This is a genomic window from Sphingobacterium sp. BIGb0165 (genome assembly GCF_024810095.1).
Lineage (GTDB): Bacteria > Bacteroidota > Bacteroidia > Sphingobacteriales > Sphingobacteriaceae > Sphingobacterium > Sphingobacterium detergens.
Window position 1 is genome coordinate 47284 of record NZ_JANUEB010000001.1, and the last position, 24388, is coordinate 71671.

Sequence of the window (24388 nt, forward strand, 5' to 3'; positions counted from 1 at the left end):
TTTATCGCCCAGATGTCCCTATGTATTTCTTCTAATAGGATGGATACAGTACAGGTTTTCAGCGTTCGGAATACACAACAATAAAAAATTACTTATGTATCTTGTTGAAAATAAAAAATATAGATCAAAATCTTGATGTTAATGGTTTCAACGGCTATATGAGATGATAAAAAATAAATAATTCAACAAAAAATAGGGGAGTTTTCTTTTGGAAAACTCCTTTTTTATTTCTTACATTTGACCATGGACGGAAGAAATAGAGCGGATGTAAAGCCTGGAATGTTGGTTAATATCATTCTGAAAAAAGACCAGCGCACGGGGAATCTTACAGAGGGCATTGTCAAAGATTTACTGACATCCTCATCTTATCATTCAAGAGGAATCAAAGTAAGGCTGACAGATGGTCAAGTAGGACGAGTGGCTGAAATTATAGAGGATGACTTTTAACAATATCGTATCGTTATATTAGCTCTCTCGATTACTCCTAATGTTTTAGATGTGTTGTCTAAATGAATTTATTGCTACCTAATGATGTTCTTATTATTCGATCTAAATTGAATTTAATGGTTGTGTTATGATGCGCTTTTTTGAAATAAGATTTGCATAGTAACATAATTCTTATTAACTTATTTCTAGATTTTTTATTTTTATTACATATTTATAGAATTTTATTGTATTAATTAGTTGAATGATCTCTTTTTCGAATGGATACCAAAAGTAAATGTAAGATTGTCTACGCAGATGATGCGATGATCCATCATGTTATGATGAAGGCCATGGCCCAATCCCATTCGTTGGAATTAGTTTATTGCGCCTCTAATGGTAGAGACCTTATCGACTATTTGATTGAACATAATAAAGCGCTACCTGAGGTGTGCATATTGGATCTGCACATGCCGATTTTGAACGGTATCGAAACCGCAAAGATTGTTAGGGAGAAGTTTCCTTCCATTCGTATATTTGGTCTGACCTCGAGTAGTGATGAAAGCGAACGGATTGAAATGTTGGCCGGAGGGGTGGAGCAGATCTTCGCGAAGGAAGATATGTCCGCATTGTTACAACAGCTTTAGCTAAAAGCATAAAAAAAGCCTAACAATTTGTTAGGCTTTTTCGTTATTTTCCAGTGCTTCCTTAAATTTTAAAAGCCTGACCCATGCCGGGCATTTGCTCAGATCCTTTTTCCATAACCCAACATGGATAAAACTTGTGCTAATAAATCTTTCTACATCAAACACTTGCATATCTTGTTGTATTTCCAGTGATTTGGGTAATTCCCTAGATTGAAAATATTGTTGTAATTCTTCTGGTGTCATAAGACAAAAATAGCGTTTTTAATTCATTATCTCCAACCGCCACCTAAAGAACGGTAGAGATCCACAAATCCATCCAGATGCTGTTGACGTAGCTCGACCAGATCCAGGTCGCTATCCAGGGCATTGCTTTGTGCGGTGATAACTTCTAAATATGTCGCATAGCCACTTTTGAAGAGTAGGTTTGCATTTTTTACCGCAAGATGCGCGTTATCCACCCTTTTTCTTGCAAGCTCGAGCTGTTCCCGCTGTTTGTCTACTGTAACTACAGCGTTGGAGACTTCGGCAACTGCTTCGACGACCCGCTGTTGAAGCTGAATTTCGGCCTTATCCCGTTCAAGTTTTGCAACTTCATATTGTGTTTTTAATGTTTTGTTTTTGAAAATAGGGGTGGTCAGATTACCGGTGATGCCACCTAATAGTGCACCTGGTATGTTGAACCAGTTTCGGGGAAGCATGGAATTTACGCCTAGTACACCGCCTATATTGAGCGAAGGGTAGCGCATAGCCTGCTGTATATTCGCATTGGCATTGGCCGCCATTAATTGAAACTCGGAGGAACGGATATCTGGTCGATTGCGTATGATTTCAATGGGCGAACCAAGCGATATGTCCTTACTTTCTGCAAACAGATGTTCGTATGAAGTGCCTCGTTTGATACTGTCCGGGAGCCTTCCTGTTAATGTCTGCAATGCATTCTCTTGGATAGTAATCTGTTTTTCCAATTCTGGGACAAGTGAGGCTGCCAATAAACGCTGCGATTCTGTCTGTTGAATGGCAAGTGCGGTAATCTCACCCGCTTTGTATTGGAGCTTAATCATACGTAATGTGCTATCGTTCAGTTGAACATTACGTTTGGCGACTTCAATTTTTGCATCTAACATCAACAGATTGAAATAACCTTTGGCGACAGACGTGATAATATTGGTCTGAATGGCATTTTTGGCTTCCTGTGTGTCCAGGTATTCCGCCAATAGCTGTTCCTGTTTGCTACTAATTTTTTTCCAGATATCTATTTCCCAGCTAAAACTGATGTCAGATCCAAATTGAGATTGGTAAACAAACATATTTTCTGGCGCTTTTTCACCTTTGTGCTCATAATATTTTGCCAATGGTCCACTTGAAAAATCTTTCGATCGCCAGGTACGGTTTCCATTCGCTATGGTGGCACTGACACTCGGTAGATAATTTGACTTATTTTGAGCCATTACCCTGCTGGATATCTGTAAGTTGAGCAGCGCTGTTTTCATTTCAAAATTATTGGTCAGTGCTGAATCGATCAGTAGCTTAAGGGTAGGATCATGAAAAAACGATTTCCAATGAATCAATCCCATGCTGGAGGTGTCGCCAAAATAAGCTAAGGTGTCACCACGGAAGGTACCCGGGAGTTTTAGTTTGGGCTGAACATAATCTTTGCCAACTTTACAAGCGTTCATCAACATCAGTAATCCCGTAGCCATAAATAGTGCTGAAATATATTTTTTTATGTTCTTCATTCTTCTTCTTTAGCTAGTTTATCCTGTAGTTTTTCATCCAGACCTTTGAAGACAACAAAGAGTACTGGAATAATAAAGATGCCAAAGGCAACTCCCAATAGCATGCCACCTGCTGCACTGAAGCTGATGGAGTGATTGCCTATAGCCGATGGGCCAACAGTCCACATCAGTGGAACTAGGCCGGCAACGAAGGCAAGACTGGTCATTAAGATTGGCCTTAATCGTAGCTTTGAACCGCTGATGGCAGCTTCCACGATAGTTTTTCCATTTTTACGTTCCTGTACGGCAAATTCGACTATGAGGATCGCATTTTTAGCTAGTAGACCGATCAACATGATCAATCCAACCTGGACATAGATGTTGTTCTGAAGACCGACAAGGTTGATGACCGAAAAAACGCCGATCAGACCAACAGGAATGGATAGTAAAACTGCCCAGGGCAGGATATAGCTTTCGTACTGTGCGGAAAGTAAAAAGTATACAAATAAGATACTCAGAACGAAAATCAGAATAGTCTGGGATCCAGATTGACTTTCTTCATAGCTCATACCCGTCCATTCAAAGCCATAGTTTCCGGGTAGTTTTTCGTCGGCTAGCTTTTGGATGGCCTGCATGGCGTCATCGGTACTATAGCCTTCTGCTGGTGTGATGTTGACCGAAATTGCATTGTATAGATTGTAACGGGTAATGGTTTCGGGGCCGACAGTTTTTTCTAATGTCAGAATGGTATTGATGGGAACCATCTCGCCTTTGTTGTTCCGTACGAAAATCGAATTGAAAGATGCTGGATCTTTGCGGAAATCAAAATCAGACTGTACATACACGCGGTACTGACGGCCAAAACGATTAAAGTCACTGGCTTGCACCCGTGCAAAATAGGAGCGTATGGTGGACATTAAATCTTTGATCTCAACACCGAGTGATTTTGCTTTGACAGCATCAATGTTGACCTCGTATTGGGGGAAATTGGATTTAAAACTGGTGTAAGCACTACGGATTTCCGGACGGGTATTCAGCTGGCTGATAAAGGTATCTGCAATGGTATTAAAGTCCCTTACGTCACCACCCATACGATCTTGAAGAACCATCTCTATACCGGCAAAATCACCAAATCCCTGTACTGTTGGCCTAGGAAATACCGTAAATGTAGCCTCATTTATTTGTGCGAGGTCATTCCTGATCGTATCCATAAAGGCGTTAATGTTTTTGATGTGCTTGCGTTTGGCATGTGGTTTAAGTGTAATATAGCCTGCCGCAAAGGCTGGACTCGAACTACCATCCAGTGCATTGAAACCAGAAACTGTTGTCATACCCTCGATATCTTTTCTTTTTTTTAATATACTGTCGGCACGATAGAGTACTTCTGTCGTGCGGCTTAACGAAGCTCCTGGAGGGAGCGCTATGTTATAGGTGATAAAACCGTCATCTTCAGTTGGGATAAAACTCTTGGGCGTTTTAATCATTAAAATGACTCCGATTGCAGTAATCAATACCAGGCCTATCCAGGCTATTTTTTTATGATTGATCAATAACTGTACAATAGATACGTATCGGGCAGTCAGACGATCAAAAGAAGTATTGAATGCTTTAAAGAAACGATCCTTAAACTGACCGATTCTTGATTTGGCTTCTTCTTCCTGTTGAGGCTTGGGCGCTTTGAGCAATAATGCACATAGGGCAGGACTCAATGTCAAGGCATTTAGCGCTGAAATTAGGATCGCTGTCGCTAGGGTATAGGCAAATTGCCGGTAGAAGATACCCGCTGGACCCTCCATAAAACCAACAGGCAAAAATACTGCTGCCATGACCATGGTAATGGAGAGGATTGCACCAGTAATCTCTGACATGGTCGACAATGTAGCAGCTTTAGCTTTTAATCCCGTACTATGCATCTTCTCATGGATGGCCTCTACAACAACAATGGCATCATCGACAACAATACCGATGGCCAATACCAGGGCAAACATGGTCAATACATTGAGTGAGAATCCAAAGAGCTGGAGAAAAAAGAAGGTACCAATCAATGAAACAGGTATAGCGATCGCGGGAATTAAGGTCGATCTAAAGTCCTGTAAGAAGATGAAAACAATAATAAAGACCAAAATAAATGCTTCGAAAAGTGTGTGTTCAACCTGGCTGATGGATTCATCAATTTGGTCACGTACGGAATAAGTCACTTCATAATGCAATCCCTTTGGGAATGTCTTGGCCTGTTCTTCGAGTACTTTCCGGACAGCGATATCAATATCATGGGCGTTGGAGCCGCTGGTTTGGGTCAGATTGAGTGTCAGTCCGGGATGACCATTGACCTTATTGTCACTACTGAGATTTGTTGCACCAAACTCTACGCGTGCAACATCTTTGAGGTATAGCACCGAACCATCATTGTTTGTCTTGATGACGATACCCTGAAATTCTTCAGGGGTGGTAAAGCGTCCTTTGTGCCGAATAACCGTTTCAAATGCCTCATCGGAAGTTTCACCAAATTTACCCGGCGCTATCTCAAAGTTCTGATCTTTGATGGCATTCATAATGTCCTGGGGAACCAGATTATAAAGGGCCAACTTTTCTGGATTCAACCAAAGCCGCATGGCATAATCTCTTGCTCCGAGCCGCGACACTTGTGCTACTCCGTCTACACGTAATAAAGGACGCATAAGATTGATCTGTGCGTAGGCCTGTAAAAAGGTTTCATCGTAGGCCTTATCTTGATGATCCGAGTAAAGATTGATGGTCATGATAACCCCGGTCTGGCGTGGCATGACGGTAATGCCAGCTTCGTTTACTTCAGGAGGAATAGAGCTGATCGCTTTGGAGATACGGGTCTGCACATTGACCGAAGCAATGTCCGGATTTGTTCCCGTCTTAAAATAGACGGACACACTACCCGAACCGGAGTTGGACGCAGACGATTTGATATAGGTCATATCTTCCACACCATTAATAGCCTCTTCAATAGGCAATAAAACACTTTTTGCTACCGTCTCAGCATTGGCACCGGGGTAACTCAGTGATACAAGGACACTCGGTGGTGCAATTTCGGGAAATCGGGATACAGGGAGCAGCTTTAATCCCACCAAGCCCAATATGACTAAAATAATAGAAATGACCGTGGCTAGAACAGGTCTATTTATAAAGGTTTTTAACATATAATAGAATTTTAGACATAGCTCGGACATACCTGAAAATAGGTTACCACAGCTATGTAAAAATGTGCGATAATTATTTCTGTGGAATAGGGGCGACGGCAGAACCATCGGTTAGTTTGTCAAATCCACTGGTAATGACACGGTCGTTTTCCTTGAGACCTGAGTCTACGATATAATTGCCTTTGCTTTTGCCTGAAAGCTGAATATTGCGGCGTTGTGCTTTATTGTTTTGATCCAATATATAGACAAAAGTTTTATCCTGTAATTCATTGATGGCAATCTGTGGGATCTGTAGGACATCTTTTTTTACTTCCGCAATTTTTAGTGTGCCACTACTTCCCGAACGTAAAATATTGTCTTTGTTTTGGAAGGTTGCACGTAGAGAAATTGCCCCTGTGGTTCTGTTGATCTGTCCATTGACAGCATCGACAATCCCTTTTTTCGCATATTCTTCGCCGTCGGCGAGAACCAGCGTTACCAGAGGAAATACCAGTTTTTGATTCTGGTTGTATTTCTTGCCTTCAATGCTGTCTTTTTTCGCCTGTGCTTTTGAGAAGTAGAGGAAGTCGGATTCATTCATGGAGAAATAAACATAGACTTCCTGTATATCGGATAGGTAGGTGAGGGGCTCTTTGTCACCCTTGGATACTAAATTCCCAATACGTTTGGGAATACGACCGATATATCCGCTTACAGGTGCTGTAATGATCGTAAAGTCTTTACTGATCTGCGCAGAACGTACGGCGGCACTGGCCTGATCTAGGGTTGCCTTTGCTACTTGATAGTCAGATTTGGCTGATGCCAACTTTACATCTGAAATGACGTCATTTTGAACCAATGGTTTCAAACGGTCCACTTCTAATTGCGCATTTTTAAGTTTGGCCCGCGCAACCTGTTCAGTAGCGACCATGTTGTTTAAATTTTCTTGATAGGTAGAAGGATCTACTTTGAACAATTTTTGTCCTTTTTGTACAAAAGAACCTTCATCGACATAGATTTCTTGCAGTAAGCCCTCAACCTGGGGACGGACCTCCACATTCACTTTTCCCTCAATGGTACCTAGATAGTCCTTGATCGTGGTGGCATCAGATTTTACAACTGTATAAACGGGCAGGGCTACAGGTTTTTCATTGGTATTATTTTCTTTGGAAGAGCTTGAAGAACAACTTACCTGGGTGGCTAAGACTGAACAAATCAATAAGGATACGCTGAAAATAGATAATGTTTTTTTCTTCACAATACTTGATTAAATTTTTGATATATGTGCTATTGTAATGTTACTATTACAAGATATAACGCCAAATAGTTTAATTATTGTGTAAATTAACATTTGTTAACGTTTCAATTTATAGTTAATAATCACTCAATTAATAATCAAGTATTCTATGTATTAGTTTTAAATGCCTAGTTTTCAGTAGGTATTGGTTGATCGGTATCCTTGGTTTATTAGCACACCATAGCTGGACAAAATAGACAGGTTGTGAGTAGTTGGAATGAGCCCAATTTTTATCAGGCTCATCTTTTTATAGTTGATTTTAACTTTGTTTAATTTTTTAAGTGAACTCCACTATTGGGTTCCTTATTGTATCAACCCCTTAAAATTTAAGGTGTTTTACAGTTAATCCGTTATTGATAAGTTGTTTTAGGGCATCAATACCGATACTGATATGTGCTTCTACGTATTTCGCTGTAACGGTAACATCACTTACGGATGTTTTGACTCCTTCAGGGACCATTGGTTGGTCAGAAACCAACAGCAAAGCACCTGTCGGAATCTTGTTCGCAAAACCAACACTGAATATTGTCGCTGTTTCCATATCGACACACATGGCCCGAATCGATTTCAGATACTTTTTGAATGCTTTGTCATGCTCCCATACCCTTCTATTGGTGGTGTAGACCGTCCCTGTCCAATAATCTCGTTGATGGTCACGGATTGTTGTGGAGATCGCTTTTTGCATAGCAAATGCGGGTAATGACGGTACCTCAGGTGGAAAGTAATCATTCGATGTTCCTTCGCCACGGATAGCAGCGATAGGGAGGATCAATTCTCCTACAGGAATCTTTTTCTTGATTCCTCCGGTTTTGCCTAAAAATAGCACGGCCTTAGGGGAAATGGCGGATAGCAGATCCATTATCGTTGCGGCCATCGGGCTACCCATTCCAAAATTGATAATGGTAATACCGCCAGCGGTCACGGATTGCATAGGTTTGTCTTCTCCGTAGATAGGGGCATTGTCATGCATTTCCGAAAATAGATGAATATATTTTGAAAAATTTGTCAATAGGATATACTCCCCAAACTCTTCCAAAGGTCTTCCGGTATAACGTGGAAGCCAGTTGTTCACGATTTCTTCTTTGGTTTTTAAACCAGGTGTTATCGGGCTATTTACAGTATTTTTTGTAGTTTTCTTTGTCATAGTCATTAAATTTTAATTTCACTAATCTCTTATCTGTCTGTCAACATTCCGTTATGGCTATGTTATTATTGTAATATAAGATTTTTAATTCTTTTTTTTATTATGTTTTACCTTGTTTTAGGCGCTTTTATCCGTTAAAATCTTTCAACAATGCATTGTTGGAAAGCATTCATGAGGTGAGCCAGTAGCAAAGTGAAACAGTTTAAATGCAGGGGTAAAAAAAAATCCCGTTCAGCGAACGGGATTTTTTTTAAGCGACTTTAAGCTTTTTCAGATCGGATTTTTCGAATTTTTTCTTCGCATAATCCAAGGTGATTTCCAAACTTTTCTGTCCCGTTTGCTCTTTCGTTGACGGCATTTCAAACATGGCGTCCAGCATAATTGCTTCGCATATACTGCGTAAGCCTCTGGCTCCAAGTTTAAATTCGTCAGCTTTATCTACAATAAATGTGTATACTTCGGGGTCAAATTTCAATTCAACGCTTTCATACTCAAATAATTTTTTGTACTGTTTTACCAAAGCATTTTTTGGCTCTGTCAAAATACTCAACAAGGTTTCTTTATCCAGTGGATTTAAGTAAGTCAAGACCGGAAGACGTCCGATTAACTCTGGAATCAATCCAAAGTTTTTGAGATCTTGAGGTGTAATATACTTGTATAGATTGTTCAAGTCGATTTCCTCTTCGTCTTCATTCATCTTATAACCTACTGTTTGTGTGCGTAGACGGTTCGCAATTTTCTTTTGGATTCCGTCGAATGCACCACCACAGATAAATAGGATGTTGCTGGTATTGACAGCGATCATTTTCTGGTCTGGATGTTTACGGCCACCTTGAGGTGGTACGTTGACAACTGTACCTTCTAAAATCTTTAATAGCGCCTGTTGCACACCTTCACCAGAGACATCCCTCGTGATGGAGGGATTGTCGCTCTTACGTGCGATTTTGTCAATCTCATCGATATAGATGATACCACGTTCTGCTGAAGCAACGTCATAATCGGCAGCTTGAAGCAGGCGTGTTAAAATACTTTCTACATCTTCTCCGACATAACCTGCCTCAGTTAATACCGTAGCATCAACGATACAGAAAGGGACGTTCAATATTTTGGCAACAGTCTTTGCCAATAATGTCTTTCCGGTACCCGTCTCACCCACGATAATCAAATTGGATTTTTCGATTTCAATTTCATCTTTATCCACTTTTTGATTCAAACGTTTATAGTGATTATAAACGGCTACTGAAATTACTTTTTTTGCATCGTCCTGACCAATTACATATTGATCCAAGTGAGTTTTGATCTCTTGGGGGCGTATTAATTTTAACGCAGTCTGTAATGTCTTGCTTTTCCGTTGTTTTAATTCTTCTGCCAAGATTTCCCCTGCCTGTTGGATACATCTGTCACAGATGTGTGCTCCATTTCCAGCAATGAGCATCTGAGCTTCATTTTTGCTTATTCCACAAAACGAACAATGAATGTCTCTATCGTTATTCTTCGCCATCTTTATTTAATAATCTCCTTCTTAGGAAGTAAAATCTCGTCAATCATACCAAATTCTTTGGCCTCATTGGCTTTCATCCAGTAGTCACGATCGGAAGATTTTTCTACCCACTCATAGGTTTGTCCGGAGTGTTCTGAAATAATGGTATATAATTCTTCTTTTAATTTCATCATTTCACGCAAGTTGATTTCCATATCTGCTGCTACCCCTTGAGCACCGCCAGATGGTTGGTGAATCATCACACGTGAGTGACGTAATGCAGCACGCTTGCCTTTTGCTCCTGCTACAAGCAGAACTGCACCCATAGATGCTGCTATTCCTGTACAGATGGTCGCAACGTCCGGTGTAATATATTGCATCGTATCATAGATACCCAAACCTGCATAAACACTTCCTCCTGGGGAATTGATGTAAATCTGTATATCACGCTGTGCATCAGTGGACTGTAAAAACAACAATTGTGCCTGGATAATATTTGCTACTTGGTCATCGATACCGCTTCCCAAGAATATAATGCGATCCATCATCAAACGTGAAAACACGTCCATCTGTGCAACGTTCAATTGACGCTCCTCAACGATGTAAGGTGTAAGATTTGTTGGAATGCTAGTCTCTGTGCGGGCAATAAAACTGTCAACATGTTGACTTCCAATACGGTGATGCTTTACTGCATATTTTCTGAATTCGTTTTTATCTATATTCATCTTTTTATTTTTTCTATTCTGTAGGACTAATATAAAACTATATTTTAAAAATCAAATAAATTGAAAAGATGTTTTACATCCACTTTACATTTTTTCGATACGGCCTCTTTCAGCAAAGAAAGGCGTTTTATAATAGGGCTTGTGCTTTATCCGTTTCAAATAGAAGTCCTTAACCGATTTCGTTATAGTCAGGAAGGTCTTCTAAAAATTGATACGATTCGTTCTCAAAGTCAACTTTGCAATAATAATGATTTATGCCATTGCTCACCAGTAAGTATGGAATCCGATGCACAGAATTGTAATTGGCGATCTGTTCGAATACTTTTTGTGTGATCTTGATATGCGGTGCTTTGAATTCGGCCAAAACAACCTTATGCCCCGCACTATTATAAATCAGTAAATCACTCCGTCGCTGGAGACTGTTTAGTTTCAATCCACCCTCAATATTCATCAGCGACTTTGGATAATTCTTGATCAATGCCAAATAGTTTATCCAATGTTGTCTGACCCATTCCTCCGGTGTCAATACCAGTTCTTTTTTTCGCAACTCATCAAAAATATAAACCGCATTATTCTTTTTGGATATTTTGGCTTTGAATGGTGGCAAATTGAGTGGTGTCGGTGAAAACATACACAAATATACTAAAATTTTAGCAAAAAAAGTACATCAAACGATTCTCTCCATTGGTTTTTTTAGCTTTTAAAATTACTTCTTTTAATCAGTCGGTTAGATCTTTTTTGTTGAAATAGATTGGATAATAAGTCGAATTCTAATTGCTGGACTGCTATGGATTTGATTGTAAAATCGTAATTTCGCCTATATGAATATAAATCCGATCTTATCCGATATAAAGAACAGATCCTTTAAGCCTGTCTACCTACTGCAGGGGGAGGAAAGCTATTTTATTGATACCATCGCGGACGCACTGGAATCTACAGTGCTGAATGATGCTCAAAAAGGCTTTGATCAATCTATTTTTTACGGGAAGGATATTGATATTTCTACAGTGGTGAATGCGGCAAAACGATACCCGATGATGAGCGATCATCAAGTGATTATTATAAAGGAAGCGCAGGAACTGAAGTGGAAATCGGATACGGAGGAGATGTTGACCAAATACCTTGAACATCTGACGCCAACAACCATCTTGGTTTTTTGCTATAAACACGGCAAATTCGATAAGCGGAAGAAGATTTATAAGGTGTTTGAAAAAGCAGGATTGGTTATCGATGCTGCTAAATTATATGATGATAAAGTAGCCCCTTGGATCGGCGGCTATCTAAAGGATGCAGGCTGGCGCATCCATCCCCAGGCGGCAGCACTGATCGCGGATTATCTCGGGAATGATCTGGCGAAAGTATCCAATGAACTGGATAAACTGATGCTCAATGTACCCAAGAGTCAGGAGATCAGTATGGATGATGTCGAACGTAACATCGGTATTTCAAAAGATTTCAATGTATTTGAGCTCAATACAGCTTTGGCAAAACGTAATGCCTTGAAAGCTTATCAGATCGTGGATTATTTTGTGGCAAATCCCAAGAATAACCCGCTGGTAATGGTGGTCGGACAGGTAGCTACTTATTTTACCAAAATACTAAAATACCATTATCTCATTGATAAATCCGTTGCTGCAAAAGAATTGGGGGTGCATCCGTTTTTTCTAAAAGAATACGAATTGGCGGCCCGAAATTACAACCGTCGGAAAACTTTTGATGTACTGAACGTACTCAAAGAGACGGATCTGAAATCAAAGGGCGTCAACGTACCTAGCAATTTCAATAGCGAGGAGATCCTAAAAGAAATGGTCTATCGGATCTTAAATTAGCTAATAGCAAGTTGCTAAAGACTATTGTGTGTTCAAAAATGTCACTAATCTTTGTGGAATTTTTGCCTGCAAACCGCGTTTATTCATTAGCGAGAGATAGGTTTGGTAATCTTTTTTTGCTTCTTTGTACGAAGATTGCCCTCTTTTGAAAAATACATCACCACGGTTTAAATAGGCAACCTCACGCTCGGGAAAACGCTCAATTACTTTATCTAAAAAAACTTGGGCCACGTCCAGTTGATTCGTCTGCTCCAAAAAATAGCCGATTTCATTGGCCGCAAGGACATTTTTGGCATGAATAGGATTTGCATTGTCAGGCTGCCCCTCGTCCAGACCTGCTTCCATAAAATACTTAGCTGTAGCTTCGTTAAAAACTTTAGGGAGCAAAAATAGACTGTTTTTAGGTATTTCTTTGAATGATCGGAGCAAAGCTGCATAATTGCCCGGTTGGTAAGTAAGACTAATGGCCTGATTGCTGATCACTGTAGAATCATAAGGAAGCCCCTCGGCGTAATAGTCATCCAAGTATACCTTTGTGTTTTTAGTATAAGTCCTGTACTCTTTGCGACTTTCTCCTATATCACTTGAGCCTGATCGATTAATTTGGGCTAATTGCCAACGTTTTGGGACTGGCCGATAGACAAAGCGATAGCTTTCACTTTGACCATGGGCGTTTGGTCCCCATGAAATAGAGATTCTTACTGTATCGTTGCTAGCATTTACATCATAATGGCTCATATTATTACATGATGCGCAAAAGAAGGCGTTGTCATTCATGAAGGACAGCTGATAGTCATTTCCTTTTCTCGCGTAAAATGCCAACCCGACTCTGGTGTAATCCGAGGCTTCAGAACTCTTATAAAATTTATGGTTGAAATTAAGGGTATCAGCTTTTCTGTAAGCAACAAAAACACCTGCAGGAGTTTTGCTTGTGTTTATTCGGCTTAGTTGTACCGTATCTGTATTAAAATGTTTTGCGAAATTTTCGGCTGAAAGAGCATCTACTAATCGTATGTGTCTGGGTTGAGCTACCGAAAGCAGAGATAGGCCCATGAACAGGATAAAAAAATAAGCTTTTAATGGCATGCTTTTAAAGTTTAATATTGACTCAACTGCATACAATTGTTGTTCCAATCTTTTTTCAGAGCTGAATTGGCATCGAAAATAAAAACTATTCGAATCTGCATCAATCGTAAAAAAAACAAAAAATATTTTATAGTTAAATAACTACATGTATATTTGTAGTCAAGTAGCTACGTGTTTAAGCCTTGCTAATTTTCTAGGGGATCACAACAGATAGCCAATCGTAAACTAAAACAAAATAATAATGAAAAAGAGGGATAAAATAATTTATTGGATTGCAACCGTATGGTTGTCCTTGGGGCTGGTATCTACCGCCATTATACAAATCTTTGGGATAAAAACTGAGGGAGCAGGAGGGGGGCAAAATGTAGGCCATCTGGGTTATCCGGATTATATCCTCCCACTACTGGGAATCTGGAAAATATTAGCAGTCGTAGCACTACTATCTCCAAAGAGCCCCCTATTGAAAGAATGGGCTTATGCGGGTATTTTCTTCACAGTGACTGGTGCTTTATATTCACACATTGTTGTAGGGGATTCTGTTGGCCTCATAGCGCCAGCACTACTTTATCTGGTCCTTATTGCTGTGTCCTGGTATTTTAGGCCCAGTGAGAAGAAGTTTTTATACAACCATTAGTCTTATCCTTATCAGTCGCCTATATACTGTTTGCCCGAACATTATAGGCGGCTGGGGATCGAACTTGTACTTTTTATAGTAATATTTTTCTGTCGCTTCACCCAATAGCGATATATAAACAAACCATAAATTCAGTAATGGTCTTTCCAGCAGCTTATTGACAGAGCATGTTTTCCGATAATTCGGATAACCCGCTTTCATTTTATAAGAGGGTGAAACTTTTATATAGTAAGGTAGTCCCTTTTGTGCAGTTCCGATAATCTTTTTCTAACCCCTTTTCTAAGCTATGATTGACTCTATTCTATCTTTTGTGTACCCTTTTTCTTTCATACGATCTGTATTCTATTTGAAATAGCAATAAATGGGTGTTATTTTTTTAAAGGTGTAATATGCTGTAATGTAGCTTATTAAACATTTTTTCGGCCGTCTGTATCCAGATTTTGGTGTATTTTTTTACATAAATTTAATAATTAAACATTTGTTTAAATTAAACGTTTGTTTAACTTTGCTCCGCATTTAACAAATGATGATTTTATCCTTCAAAACAGTGGGTATAATTATCTATAAAAAGATTGGGTTTTAAATGGAATTTAACGAGAAGCAAATAGATATCCTCCTTGCCGCGGAGCGACTTTTTGCAACAAAAGGGTTTGATGGAGCTTCAGTGCGGGACATTGCACAGGAGGCCAATGTCAATGTGGCCATGATCAACTATTATTTTGGATCGAAAGACAAATTGCTAGAGACCTTTTTTGAGTGGCGTGTTCCAGATTTTATGATTAATGTGGATGAGCTTTCTTTGGTGGGAAATACACTCGACAAAGTAGATGTGATGGTTGATCGGTATGTCAAATCGATGAACTCTCATCGGAAACTCTACCGTGTTATTGCAATAGAAAGCACCTTAAAACAACGGATGTTGACATCTGATGCTTTTAAAAAATTAAAGATACATAATCTGGAGGTCATCACTTCCATCATTAACAGTGGCATTGCAGAAGGGGTGTTTAAAGCGGGCAATGATCCTATTTTGATTCATTCGATGATGATGGGGACTTTTATGAATTTTCAGATGAACCAGGTCTTTTTACAGGATCAACTGGGTATAGCCGATGATGAAGGCTATGGTCAATATATTGAAACAACATTAACAGAATTTATACAGAAAACAATTAAAGCTTTATTGACATATGAAAAATAAGTTGGCCAATTTAAGTGCTTTATTGCTTTTGAGTCCTCTGGGTTTGCTGGCACAAGACAACAAACACCTGAGCTTGGAAGAAATAATTCACATGGCTGCAAACCAAAGTGTGGAAGCGAAAACTGCCGATACCAAAATATTGGGAAGACAGCTAGAGGTCGAGAGTGCCAAATCGAAACAGCTTCCTGATGCAAAATTGAGCGGGCAATACATGGCGATGACTACACCTAATGTGAATCTGAAGTTGGCACTTGGTGAGGGTGGCTCGGCTCCGGATATCGCAGCAAATCAGCTGTGGTTGGGGCAGGCATCTGTCAGCATGCCTATTTATACCGGGGGTAGGATTAAAGGGGGAATAGCGATAGCAAAAGATGTGCTACAAGCCGAACAATGGAACGCTGTAGCAAGTAAAGAACAATTGGCTTCACGTGCGATAGCACTTTATCTGAATTTATATAAAGCGCAGCAAACCAATTTGTTGATCGCTGAAAATATTAAGCAATCTGAGCAACGTGTTTCAGACTTTAAAGCGATGTTGGATAATGGACTGATTGCAAGAAACGATCTGCTTAAAGCGGAATTGCAGCTGTCTAATTATCAGGTATCGCTCCAGGAAGCGCAGAAGAACATTAAGGTGCTAAATTATCAATTGGCCAATTTGCTAAAAATTGCGGAGGATACGCAGTTGGATCAGATTAATCTGGCTGAGGTAACTGGAATTGACCTCGGATTGAAAGCTTCTTATGAAACTGCAAAAACTGAGCGTTCGGATCTAAAATCGTTGGCTTCTCAACGTAAGGTTGCCGAAGATCAATTGAAAGTGACGAAGTCTTCGACATTGCCAATGGTTTCGGCAACGGCAGGTTACAATGCTTTTGGTCTACAGAAGGTCGTTACAGTAACCAACGCGGCAATGGTAGGTGTTGGGGTATCTTATGATATTGGTTCTTTGTATAAGAACAAAAGAGAGGTCAATGTCGTCAAAAATCGGATCAAGGAAATTGATGAGAATCTGGAACTGCTCAACGATCGGGTAAAGGTTCAGGTGCAACAGGCAAATGAAAACTATATGTTGGCCCAAAAACAGGATGTGGTGTACCACCAGGCAGTAGATCAGGCCGTTGAAAATTATCGCATCACAAAGGATAAATATGATAATGGTATTGCGGATACGGACGATTTATTGACCGCAGATGTACAACAGCTTCAGAGCAAAATAAATCTAGCGATAAGCAAAGCAAACACAATTGAAAAATACTATGACCTGCAATTGGCAAATGGGTCGTTAAACATTAAATAGCAATTAATCTAGACATGGAAAATACAGTTGAAAACGCACCTGAAAAAAAGGGTACAAATAAAAAATTCACAATTATTCTAGCCGCTTTGGTCATCTTAGGCGGGGCTTATGGTGGTTATAAATACTTGCATGGTCAATCTCATGAGACCACGGACGATGCGCAGGTTGAAAAAAATATGAGTCCGATCATTCCTCGGGTTGGTGGATTTATTTCCAAGGTTTATGTCAAAGACAACGATTTGGTGAAGAAGGGGGATACCTTGTTCACAATCGAAAGCCAAGATTATCAAGTTCGAGTAGATGAAGCGGCTGCAGCATTGGCTGCTGCGGAGAGCAGCTTTGATGTATCAAAAGCGGACGTTTCAGCATCATCTGCCAATGTAGCGATTTCTGACGCAACAATACAGTCAAATTCGGGCAGCATTGATGCAGCACGTATCCGTGCGAAACAGGCGAATAACGATTACATTCGTTATCAAAATCTATATAACAATCAGTCGATTACAAAACAGCAATATGAGCAGGCTTTGACGACCAAGTTGGAAGCGGATAAACAAGTCGAAATCCTGCAACAACAACGTAATGCCAGTGCTTCTCAACGCAATGCAATCGTGAGTAAGACTACAGTAGCTTCGAAGCAAACTTCTGTCGCTGAGGCAAATATAAAAAGAGCAAAAGCACAGTTGGAAGCTGCGAAATTGAACTTGTCTTATACCGCAGTATTGGCTTCGGTAGATGGTCAGGTATCCAATATCAAAGTCCAACCTGGGCAGATGATCAACCCAGGTCAGTCTTTATTTTACATTGTTGATAATATTGAAACTTGGGTGGTGGCGAATTTTAAAGAGACACAATTACAAAAAATGAAACCGGGCCAAAAGGTGGGTATTAAAGTGGATGCTTATCCAAATATCGAATTTGAAGGCGAAGTCAATTCATTTTCTCCAGCTACAGGTTCACGTTTCTCCTTATTGCCTCCGGATAATGCGACAGGTAACTTTGTGAAGACGGTACAACGTCTGCCGGTAAAAATCAAATTGTCAAAAGATAATAAAGCTGAAAATGTGGCTTTGCTCAGACCGGGCATGAATGCTGACGTAGATGTGCATGTTCAATAACTATGGAAAATTTAAATCAACAAGATAGTCTGGTTGAATATGGTTTTCGACGCGTAGTCATCACGATTACGGCTGTGCTCTGTGCTTTGCTGGAAATCGTGGATACTACGATCGTGAATGTGGCCCTAAACGATATGAAAGGTTCGTTGGGGGCAACATTGACAGACGTGGCTTGGGTTATTACGGCTTATGCCATTGCAAACGTAATCGTTATTCCAATGACCAGTTGGTTGTCCCAACAGTTTGGAAGACGTAATTACTTTGCAGCGTCAATTGTCATATTTACAATATCTTCATTTTTGTGTGGTAACGCGACCAATATCTGGGAGCTTGTGGCATTTCGCTTTCTACAAGGGATGGGTGGGGGAGCCTTATTGGTGACTGCACAGACCATTATCACCGAAAGCTACCCCAAAGAGAAAAGGAGTATGGCACAAGCGATTTACGGTATGGGAGTTATCATTGGACCAACCTTGGGTCCACCACTGGGTGGTTATATCATAGACAATTTCTCATGGCCTTATATTTTTTATATCAATGTGCCATTGGGAATCATTGCCACTTTGCTGACAATGTCCTTTGTACGTAGTCCTAAATATAGCCAGAAACAATCGGCAAAAGAGGTGGATTGGTTCGGTATGATCTTTTTGATTATGTTTATCGGTTCACTCCAGTTTGTATTAGAACATGGTCAACAGGACGATTGGTTTGATGATCCATTAATTTTAGGATTGTCTATTTTATCTGTATTCGGATTGCTGTTCTTCATCTGGCGCGAGCTGGTATATGACAAACCTATTGTTAATCTGAGGGTATTGCGTGATAAAAACCTACAGGTAGGTGTTGTGATGAGTTTTATCCTTGGATTTGGTTTATTTGGATCGACTTTTATTATTCCGATCTATACACAATCCATATTGGGATGGACCGCAACAGACGCAGGTTTGCTATTGTTACCAAGTTCAATCATGACCGGAATCATGATGCCTTTTATTGGTAAAATGATCCAGAATGGTGTTCCGCAGAAATATATGGTTGCGGTTGGTTTGAGCATCTTCTTTGGCTTTTGTTTCTGGATGTACAGCCTGATGACAAATGACACGGGATCTGAACATATGTTTTGGCCACTTATCCTTCGTGGAGTAGGTCTGGGCTTATTATTTGTACCAGTAATGACATTGTCGTTATCTACGCTACATGGAAGATCCATTGGAGAGGGAGCGGCATTTACTGGTATGATGCGTCAGCTTGGTGGTTCATTTGGTATTGCGTTGATCACAACATTTATTGCACGTGACTCTCAAAAGCATCGTGTTGACCTGGTTGCTAACCTGGATCCCAGTAAGTTTGAGGTACAGCAACGTGTGCAACAGTTGCAAATGAGTTTTCAGGCGAAAGGCTTTGCCCCAAATGAGGCGTTGGCCAAAGCTCACCAGATACTGGACATGACTGTCATGAAACAGGCTACGGTATTGTCGTATATGGATGTATTCCTGTATTTGGGTGTTGTATTTTTAATCTGTGTACCTTTTGTACTGATGATCAAACAGGGCAAAACCCAAGTGGATATGTCAAGTGTGCACTAGCGATCGTAAGGAATACGTTATTCTCGAATTTATATAATTTGATAAGCCCTCAGAAAAGTTTTTTTGAGGGCTTTTTTGTGGAAATACCTGTTTTTATTAATTCTTATTTTTTAAATAAGGCATCAATGGGCTCGCTACACCCTGATAATTGGCTAGCAAGAACGTTGCTAACCATGGGACTTCTGTTTTTCTTTTTGCTTTATGGTAATTATCAAAATACTGTACAATTGCTTGTTGGTGGTCTTTTTATTCTGTGCAGTGTCATCTGTATCGGTGGATTGTTGGAGCATGAGAAATGGGTCTTTCCGCTCGAAATGTTACGTCTTTTTTTGTTGTTGCTATTTATAGCAATTACTTTCTTTTCCGGCACAGCTTGTCCTCTCAGTAACCACCATAATTCAGTTGCTCTTCTTTAAGCCAATAAAACATTACTACGAACGGATTCTTCATTTGTGAAAGAGCTAAGTTTATGGTCTGGTTGCGGTTTTTGGCAGAGTTCGACGAAGGTATGACAATAACTTCTGGCCATGATATCCCAGCTAAAATCTGAACTGGTATTGTTTTTAAATTGCTGTCCAAGATTTTGATAATGGTCGGGATTATCCAAAATGGATTGCAATTGTCCGATCCAGGCATCAGTATCCTGACTGTTGAGCAAAAGACCGTTGTGGTTATGTGTAATTGCACTCGTGATTCCTTCCAATTCGGAGGCTACAACAACAGTGCCCGCTGAAGATGCTTCAAGACAAACCAGACCGAAACCTTCCATATCTCCCGGCACGTGGATATTGGGCATGAGGAAAGCCTGCGCATTTGCAAGAAGATGTTTTAATTGGACGAAGGGAACTTTCCCCAGATGCTGGATTTTTTCGGGATAGGCTTTCAATAACCTGCGCATTTCTTGTTGATCGCTTGGATGCCCCAAGAATAAGGTGGACAGATGGTAGAGTTTAGCTGGTAAAAGATTGAGCAGACGCTCTTTTAAGGTTGGTCTTTGATCAAATGGCCCTACCATCAGGAGCTTGAAGTTGCCTTGAAGGGCGGGAATGACTTGCTGCATCAGCCACGAGAACCCTTTGCGCTTTACAGGCCTTCCCAATGTGATAAAATAAGGCGGGAACTTATCCTCTTCTTGCACTGATATCGAGGACAGGGGATCTACTCCATTTGGGATAACTGAGATCCTTGACGAATCAATGCCACGCGATTGAGCGGCTTCGGCGGTGGCCTGACTGACGGTAATAACCTGATCAAATGTATTGAAACGGGGGATTACTTTATGTTGGAAATAAGGAAATGGAAAAACAATATCAAGGCCATGAAGGGTGACAACTTTTTTTAAATGATCGTAGCCCTTGTGAAAAGATGCTAAAGCAGCAATTAATCCATCGTTAAAATGAAGAAGCCGAATACCCGGATTGTCTTTAATTTTGGATAGGATACGTTGATTTAGGCGAAAGAAGAACGTCAAAATGGACTCTTTGTTGTCATAAACGATTGTATGTACTTTGAGATAGAGCGCAGCGTTATTAATAAGCTCAAAGCTCTGTTTTTCCATCCCCCCAACCGCAGGTGGATATTTATGGCTGATAAACAAAATTTCTATTTCAGATGGTAACATGTACAGTTTTTCTTTTGATGCATAGATAAAATATAGCGCCAATAGCTGTCCAGAATACCTGGCGGCCGCGACGCAGGAGAGAGACACTCAACCAGATACTTCCACCTGAAATTCCGATCATGCTAAGCAGTAGTTTGTTGGATATTTCTTCAACGCCCAGTTGACCGGGAATAAATGCACCTGCACTCTTAAATAGGATGACGCTCATGTCTAAAATTAATCCGTGAATAACCCTGACATCGACAGCCAGAAATTTTAAGATCAGGTAGAATTCCAGGCTACCAATTAGCCAATGTATCGCAAACAGCAGGTAGGAGGACCAAAATACTTTATTTTGTTGTTGATAGAAGTCTTTCATATCCCAAAGTAATTTCTGGAGCTGATTTTTTGCTTTCGATACAAATGAAGTATCAGCATGGGTATTTTTAGGTGGTGTTTTGGTGGAAACTAGCCAGTAGAATATTAAGACTACGAATAGCAACAAGACTACGCATACGACATAGATAGTGTATCCCGTATACTGCATCACCTCGTTTTTTAAGGGCGAAAGCATCAGCCAGATCATGGCCAGTAAGAAAATGCTCAACTGGGAAAGTATGGCTGTAATGCGTGAGATGGCGACAGAGCTGAGTCCCTGCTGTAAAGGGATGTCATAGCGGGTTATCAGCTCGGCTTTCAATAAATCGCCAGCAATAATACTGGTGGGATTAAAGAGCCCAACAGTTTCGCCAATTTGACGTACGGCAAAAAGTTCGAAAATATTGATCTTTTTTTTTGAAGGGCCCAGGCAAACCCACCAGGCTAGCGTTCCAAAAAGATAGGCAACTAAAGTCGTAAATACGATAAAAATAAAACGGTAGCCAATCGTTGACAGCTCTTTTTTTAACGCCGAAAGATCGCTGTGGATTACAAAAATTACCATAGATGTCAAGATCAAAAGTAAAAAGACAGCTTTGATCAATTGACGGGATGTTATTAATTTGCCCATGCGAGGTCTGCGTCTTGCGTTTTTTCGGCAAGTAATTCAATGTCATCAAAGTACTGTTGGGATAGTCGTGTCCAATCTAATTGGCCTGCATATGAAAGACCGGCTGTAAGCAGATTTTTTCTTAGCACGTTGTCAGAGAGAATTTTCTTTAAATAATAGACATACCCAGCTGCATTTTCAGGCTGACATTTAAATCCGGTTACCCCATGTTGAATAAGCGATGCGGAACCGCCACCATCAGCGATCACACATGGAAGGCCCGATGCCAATGCTTCGACTACAACGTTGCCATAGGTTTCTGAAACTGAAGGAAAAACAAATACATCTGCTGAAGCATACAGTACCGCAAGTTCCTGATGTGTCTTTTTTCCCAGAAAAATAGCATTAGGCATTTCTTGCATTGCTGTTACTTTAGCCGTTCCTTCACCGACAACTATAAAATTGTAGTCCAGTTTTTGGGCTTGTATCTGCTGATAGATATCGATTAGCGTTTTGATATTTTTTTCCCAAACGATCCGACTAACGAATAATACCGTTGGTTGGTCATTTTTGGTCAGTTGTTGAATATAACTGCTGTTCTTTTTTTGAGGTGTAAATAATTGCGTATCAATGCCCCTTTGCCAGAGTTTTAAACCGTCCTGTTCAAGCCCAATCTGTTGGAGCTCGGTTAGGATAGATTTGGTGGGAACATAGACAATATCACATTTGTTATAAAAATTGTTCATCGCCCGTTTCATCCATTGTTCGGTGGGTTTGACCAGAGGGAGGATATTTTTGAAATAGTAGGCTATATAGGATATAAAATGTGTGTGGTAGATCGTTAATACGGGTATATTTCTACGTTTGGCATAATTTAACGCAAAAAAACCGAGAAGAGATGGGGTAGCGATATGAATGATGTCCGGTGCGAATTCATCCAAAGCCAGTTCGAGCTTTTTTTTGATGAGCTGCGGAATAGCCAGACAATAATCATCATTGACTGGTATTTTAAATGTAGGTACTTTGTACGAATGAAAGTCCCGGAATTGTGTGGGGCCACCACCATAAATAAAGAAATACTTAAAATTCTGTTGATCAATACGGTTTATCAGCTGAAACATTGTGCGAGATGCACCGTCGAAATCCTCAACGAGTATTTCTGTAAAGAAGGCTACCTTTCTCATTTTATTCTAATTAGGGGTTTCATAAAAATATTCGAAAAGGATAACTCAAAAGCTATTTTGATATTAATCTTTTATCATTAAAGTGTTTATAAATTGTTTGTTATTAATAATTTGTAAATAATTTTTATAAATAAAATTAATTTAAGAATATAGTTAAGCTAATCTTGGGGCTTTACTTTTGGAATGAACAAATTATTCAGTCCATGTTGTTAGATTTATTGTTCGAAAGGAAAACTAGACTTAAAGGTCTTCGTAAAGTTCTTATTTTATCTGTTTGTGCTTCTGCAGGCATCATGTTGGGATTCAAATTGAAACCTAAACAAGTTAGACCAATGAACATGGTGTATGTCGATATGCCTGATGTCAGCGAGGGAAAGCTTAATTTATTAACTTATAATATTGCCGGTCTTCCAGAGTTAATTTCAAGCGCTGTAACGGAAAGGGCTCCGAGTATTACTTCCATAGGCGAGCTGGTAAATCCTTTTGATATTGTGAATGTGCAGGAGGATTTCAACTACAATAAATTTTTGTACAGCAAGAATAGACATAGTTATCGAACGGAAAATATGGGCGGTATACCTTTTGGTGATGGATTGAGTACGTTGTCGAAATATCCGATCCAAGACTTTGAGCGGGTAAGTTGGGACGCGTGCAATGGAGCGGATTGTTTGACTCCCAAAGGTTTTTCCTATGCACGTATTCAATTGGCAAAAGAGGTTTTTATTGATGTTTACAATGTACATGCAACAGCTCAGGATGATCCCGATGCGGCAATAGCACGTCAGAAAAACTTGAATCAATTGAAAAACTATATTCAAAAGAATTCCGCAGGACAACCTTTGTTAATCATGGGAGATTTTAATGCTCATTATGCGTACGCATTGGATAATATTGTTTCCTTTCAGGGAGAATTAGGCTTGGTAGATGCATGGGTGAATTTGAAAAATAGTGGTAAGATACCTCAGAGCAAGCAAAACTTTGTTGCCATGGCCGCATTGGAGTTGACAGATGACTGTGAGGGCATTGATAAAATCTATTATCGTAATAATGATCAAATGGTATTTGAAGCAAAGAACTATCAGGTCCAGAAGAAACTTTTTCAAAATAGGGCGGGACAGGATCTCTCTGACCATTGTGCGGTATCGCTACAATTGGGGTGGCATCTGATAAAACCCTCAGTTCAATAAACTTTCTCAATTCTTTCATATCAATCGCGATTAGCACTGAGTCCCCTTCAGTGCTTTTTTGTGTTTTGACCTTTTGGACTGTCCAAACAGGGGGC

Annotated in this window: 22 protein-coding genes; 10 read left to right on the plus strand and 12 right to left on the minus strand. The window is 40.0% G+C overall.

The window, feature by feature from the left end; genetic code table 11:
• Positions 1–243 precede the first annotated feature (243 nt).
• Positions 244–447 (plus strand): YwbE family protein, encoded by a 204-nt coding sequence (locus tag M2408_RS00215; RefSeq protein ID WP_046674525.1) that lies wholly within the window; start codon positions 244–246, stop codon positions 445–447.
• A gap of 257 nt (positions 448–704) precedes the next feature.
• Entirely contained in the window at positions 705–1070 is a 366-nt protein-coding gene (locus M2408_RS00220; protein ID WP_120258299.1) for a response regulator transcription factor, read from the plus strand.
• Positions 1071–1100: 30 nt separating this feature from the next.
• Here M2408_RS00220 and M2408_RS00225 read toward each other — a convergent pair whose 3' ends face one another.
• The 8 genes from M2408_RS00225 to M2408_RS00260 all read right to left on the minus strand — a co-directional run bounded on the left by M2408_RS00225 (position 1101) and on the right by M2408_RS00260 (position 11211).
• The gene (locus M2408_RS00225) at positions 1101–1313 is read right to left on the minus strand and encodes a DUF6965 family protein (RefSeq protein ID WP_120258298.1); all 213 of its coding nucleotides are present in this window, start codon (positions 1311–1313) and stop codon (positions 1101–1103) included.
• 26 nt (positions 1314–1339) lie between these two features.
• Positions 1340–2806, minus strand: coding sequence for an efflux transporter outer membrane subunit (locus tag M2408_RS00230; protein WP_259178196.1), 1467 nt, complete (start codon positions 2804–2806; stop codon positions 1340–1342).
• Positions 2803–5955: an efflux RND transporter permease subunit gene (locus M2408_RS00235; protein WP_259178198.1), complete on the minus strand. Its 3153-nt coding sequence runs from the start codon at positions 5953–5955 to the stop codon at positions 2803–2805. Before M2408_RS00235 ends, M2408_RS00230 begins: the two co-directional genes overlap by 4 nt.
• A gap of 73 nt (positions 5956–6028) precedes the next feature.
• A complete protein-coding gene (locus M2408_RS00240) occupies positions 6029–7192 on the minus strand; it encodes an efflux RND transporter periplasmic adaptor subunit (protein WP_259178200.1) in 1164 nt (387 codons plus the stop codon).
• A 358-nt stretch (positions 7193–7550) separates the two neighbouring features.
• Entirely contained in the window at positions 7551–8375 is an 825-nt protein-coding gene (locus tag M2408_RS00245) for an AMP nucleosidase (protein WP_120258294.1), read from the minus strand.
• A 250-nt stretch (positions 8376–8625) separates the two neighbouring features.
• Complete coding sequence (gene clpX / locus M2408_RS00250) at positions 8626–9876, minus strand: ATP-dependent Clp protease ATP-binding subunit ClpX (RefSeq protein ID WP_259178203.1); 1251 nt, start codon at positions 9874–9876, stop codon at positions 8626–8628.
• Positions 9877–9878: 2 nt separating this feature from the next.
• Entirely contained in the window at positions 9879–10580 is a 702-nt protein-coding gene (gene clpP, locus M2408_RS00255) for an ATP-dependent Clp endopeptidase proteolytic subunit ClpP (RefSeq protein ID WP_259178204.1), read from the minus strand.
• A gap of 169 nt (positions 10581–10749) precedes the next feature.
• Entirely contained in the window at positions 10750–11211 is a 462-nt protein-coding gene (locus tag M2408_RS00260) for a type I restriction enzyme HsdR N-terminal domain-containing protein (protein ID WP_259178205.1), read from the minus strand.
• Between the two features lie 190 nt (positions 11212–11401).
• Between M2408_RS00260 and holA the strand changes: the two genes are divergently transcribed.
• Positions 11402–12409 carry a DNA polymerase III subunit delta gene (gene holA / locus M2408_RS00265; protein ID WP_259178206.1) on the plus strand — a complete coding sequence of 336 codons (1008 nt, stop codon included), beginning with the start codon at positions 11402–11404 and terminating at the stop codon, positions 12407–12409.
• 21 nt (positions 12410–12430) lie between these two features.
• On the opposite strand, the gene M2408_RS00270 is transcribed toward holA, so the two are convergent.
• Positions 12431–13495, minus strand: coding sequence for a M48 family metallopeptidase (locus M2408_RS00270; RefSeq protein WP_259178209.1), 1065 nt, complete (start codon positions 13493–13495; stop codon positions 12431–12433).
• Positions 13496–13736: 241 nt separating this feature from the next.
• Here M2408_RS00270 and M2408_RS00275 point away from each other — a divergent pair, with 241 nt between their 5' ends.
• From M2408_RS00275 to M2408_RS00300, 6 genes are all read left to right on the plus strand, one after another.
• Positions 13737–14129: a DoxX family protein gene (locus M2408_RS00275; protein WP_259178211.1), complete on the plus strand. Its 393-nt coding sequence runs from the start codon at positions 13737–13739 to the stop codon at positions 14127–14129.
• Positions 14130–14712: 583 nt separating this feature from the next.
• Positions 14713–15330: a TetR/AcrR family transcriptional regulator gene (locus M2408_RS00280; protein WP_259178214.1), complete on the plus strand. Its 618-nt coding sequence runs from the start codon at positions 14713–14715 to the stop codon at positions 15328–15330.
• On the plus strand, positions 15320–16630 hold the full coding sequence (locus tag M2408_RS00285) for a TolC family protein (protein WP_259178216.1): 1311 nt from the start codon (positions 15320–15322) through the stop codon (positions 16628–16630). Before M2408_RS00280 ends, M2408_RS00285 begins: the two co-directional genes overlap by 11 nt.
• A 14-nt stretch (positions 16631–16644) precedes the next feature.
• Entirely contained in the window at positions 16645–17748 is a 1104-nt protein-coding gene (locus M2408_RS00290) for an HlyD family secretion protein (RefSeq protein WP_259178218.1), read from the plus strand.
• A 2-nt stretch (positions 17749–17750) separates the two neighbouring features.
• Positions 17751–19334, plus strand: coding sequence for an MDR family MFS transporter (locus M2408_RS00295; RefSeq protein WP_259178219.1), 1584 nt, complete (start codon positions 17751–17753; stop codon positions 19332–19334).
• A gap of 125 nt (positions 19335–19459) precedes the next feature.
• Positions 19460–19750, plus strand: a complete 291-nt coding sequence (locus tag M2408_RS00300) for a hypothetical protein (RefSeq protein ID WP_259178220.1) — start codon at positions 19460–19462, stop codon at positions 19748–19750.
• On the opposite strand, the gene M2408_RS00305 is transcribed toward M2408_RS00300, so the two are convergent.
• The 3 genes from M2408_RS00305 to M2408_RS00315 are packed head-to-tail and all read right to left on the minus strand — an operon-like array spanning position 19747 to position 23106.
• On the minus strand, positions 19747–20955 hold the full coding sequence (locus tag M2408_RS00305) for a glycosyltransferase family 4 protein (protein WP_259178222.1): 1209 nt from the start codon (positions 20953–20955) through the stop codon (positions 19747–19749). The genes M2408_RS00300 and M2408_RS00305 overlap by 4 nt on opposite strands.
• Entirely contained in the window at positions 20942–21943 is a 1002-nt protein-coding gene (locus tag M2408_RS00310; RefSeq protein ID WP_259178223.1) for a lysylphosphatidylglycerol synthase transmembrane domain-containing protein, read from the minus strand. The genes M2408_RS00305 and M2408_RS00310 overlap by 14 nt, the downstream gene beginning before the upstream one ends.
• Entirely contained in the window at positions 21931–23106 is a 1176-nt protein-coding gene (locus tag M2408_RS00315) for a glycosyltransferase family 1 protein (protein WP_259178225.1), read from the minus strand. Before M2408_RS00315 ends, M2408_RS00310 begins: the two co-directional genes overlap by 13 nt.
• A 332-nt stretch (positions 23107–23438) precedes the next feature.
• Here M2408_RS00315 and M2408_RS00320 point away from each other — a divergent pair, with 332 nt between their 5' ends.
• The gene (locus tag M2408_RS00320) at positions 23439–24293 is read left to right on the plus strand and encodes an endonuclease/exonuclease/phosphatase family protein (RefSeq protein ID WP_259178226.1); all 855 of its coding nucleotides are present in this window, start codon (positions 23439–23441) and stop codon (positions 24291–24293) included.
• Positions 24294–24388 lie beyond the last annotated feature (95 nt).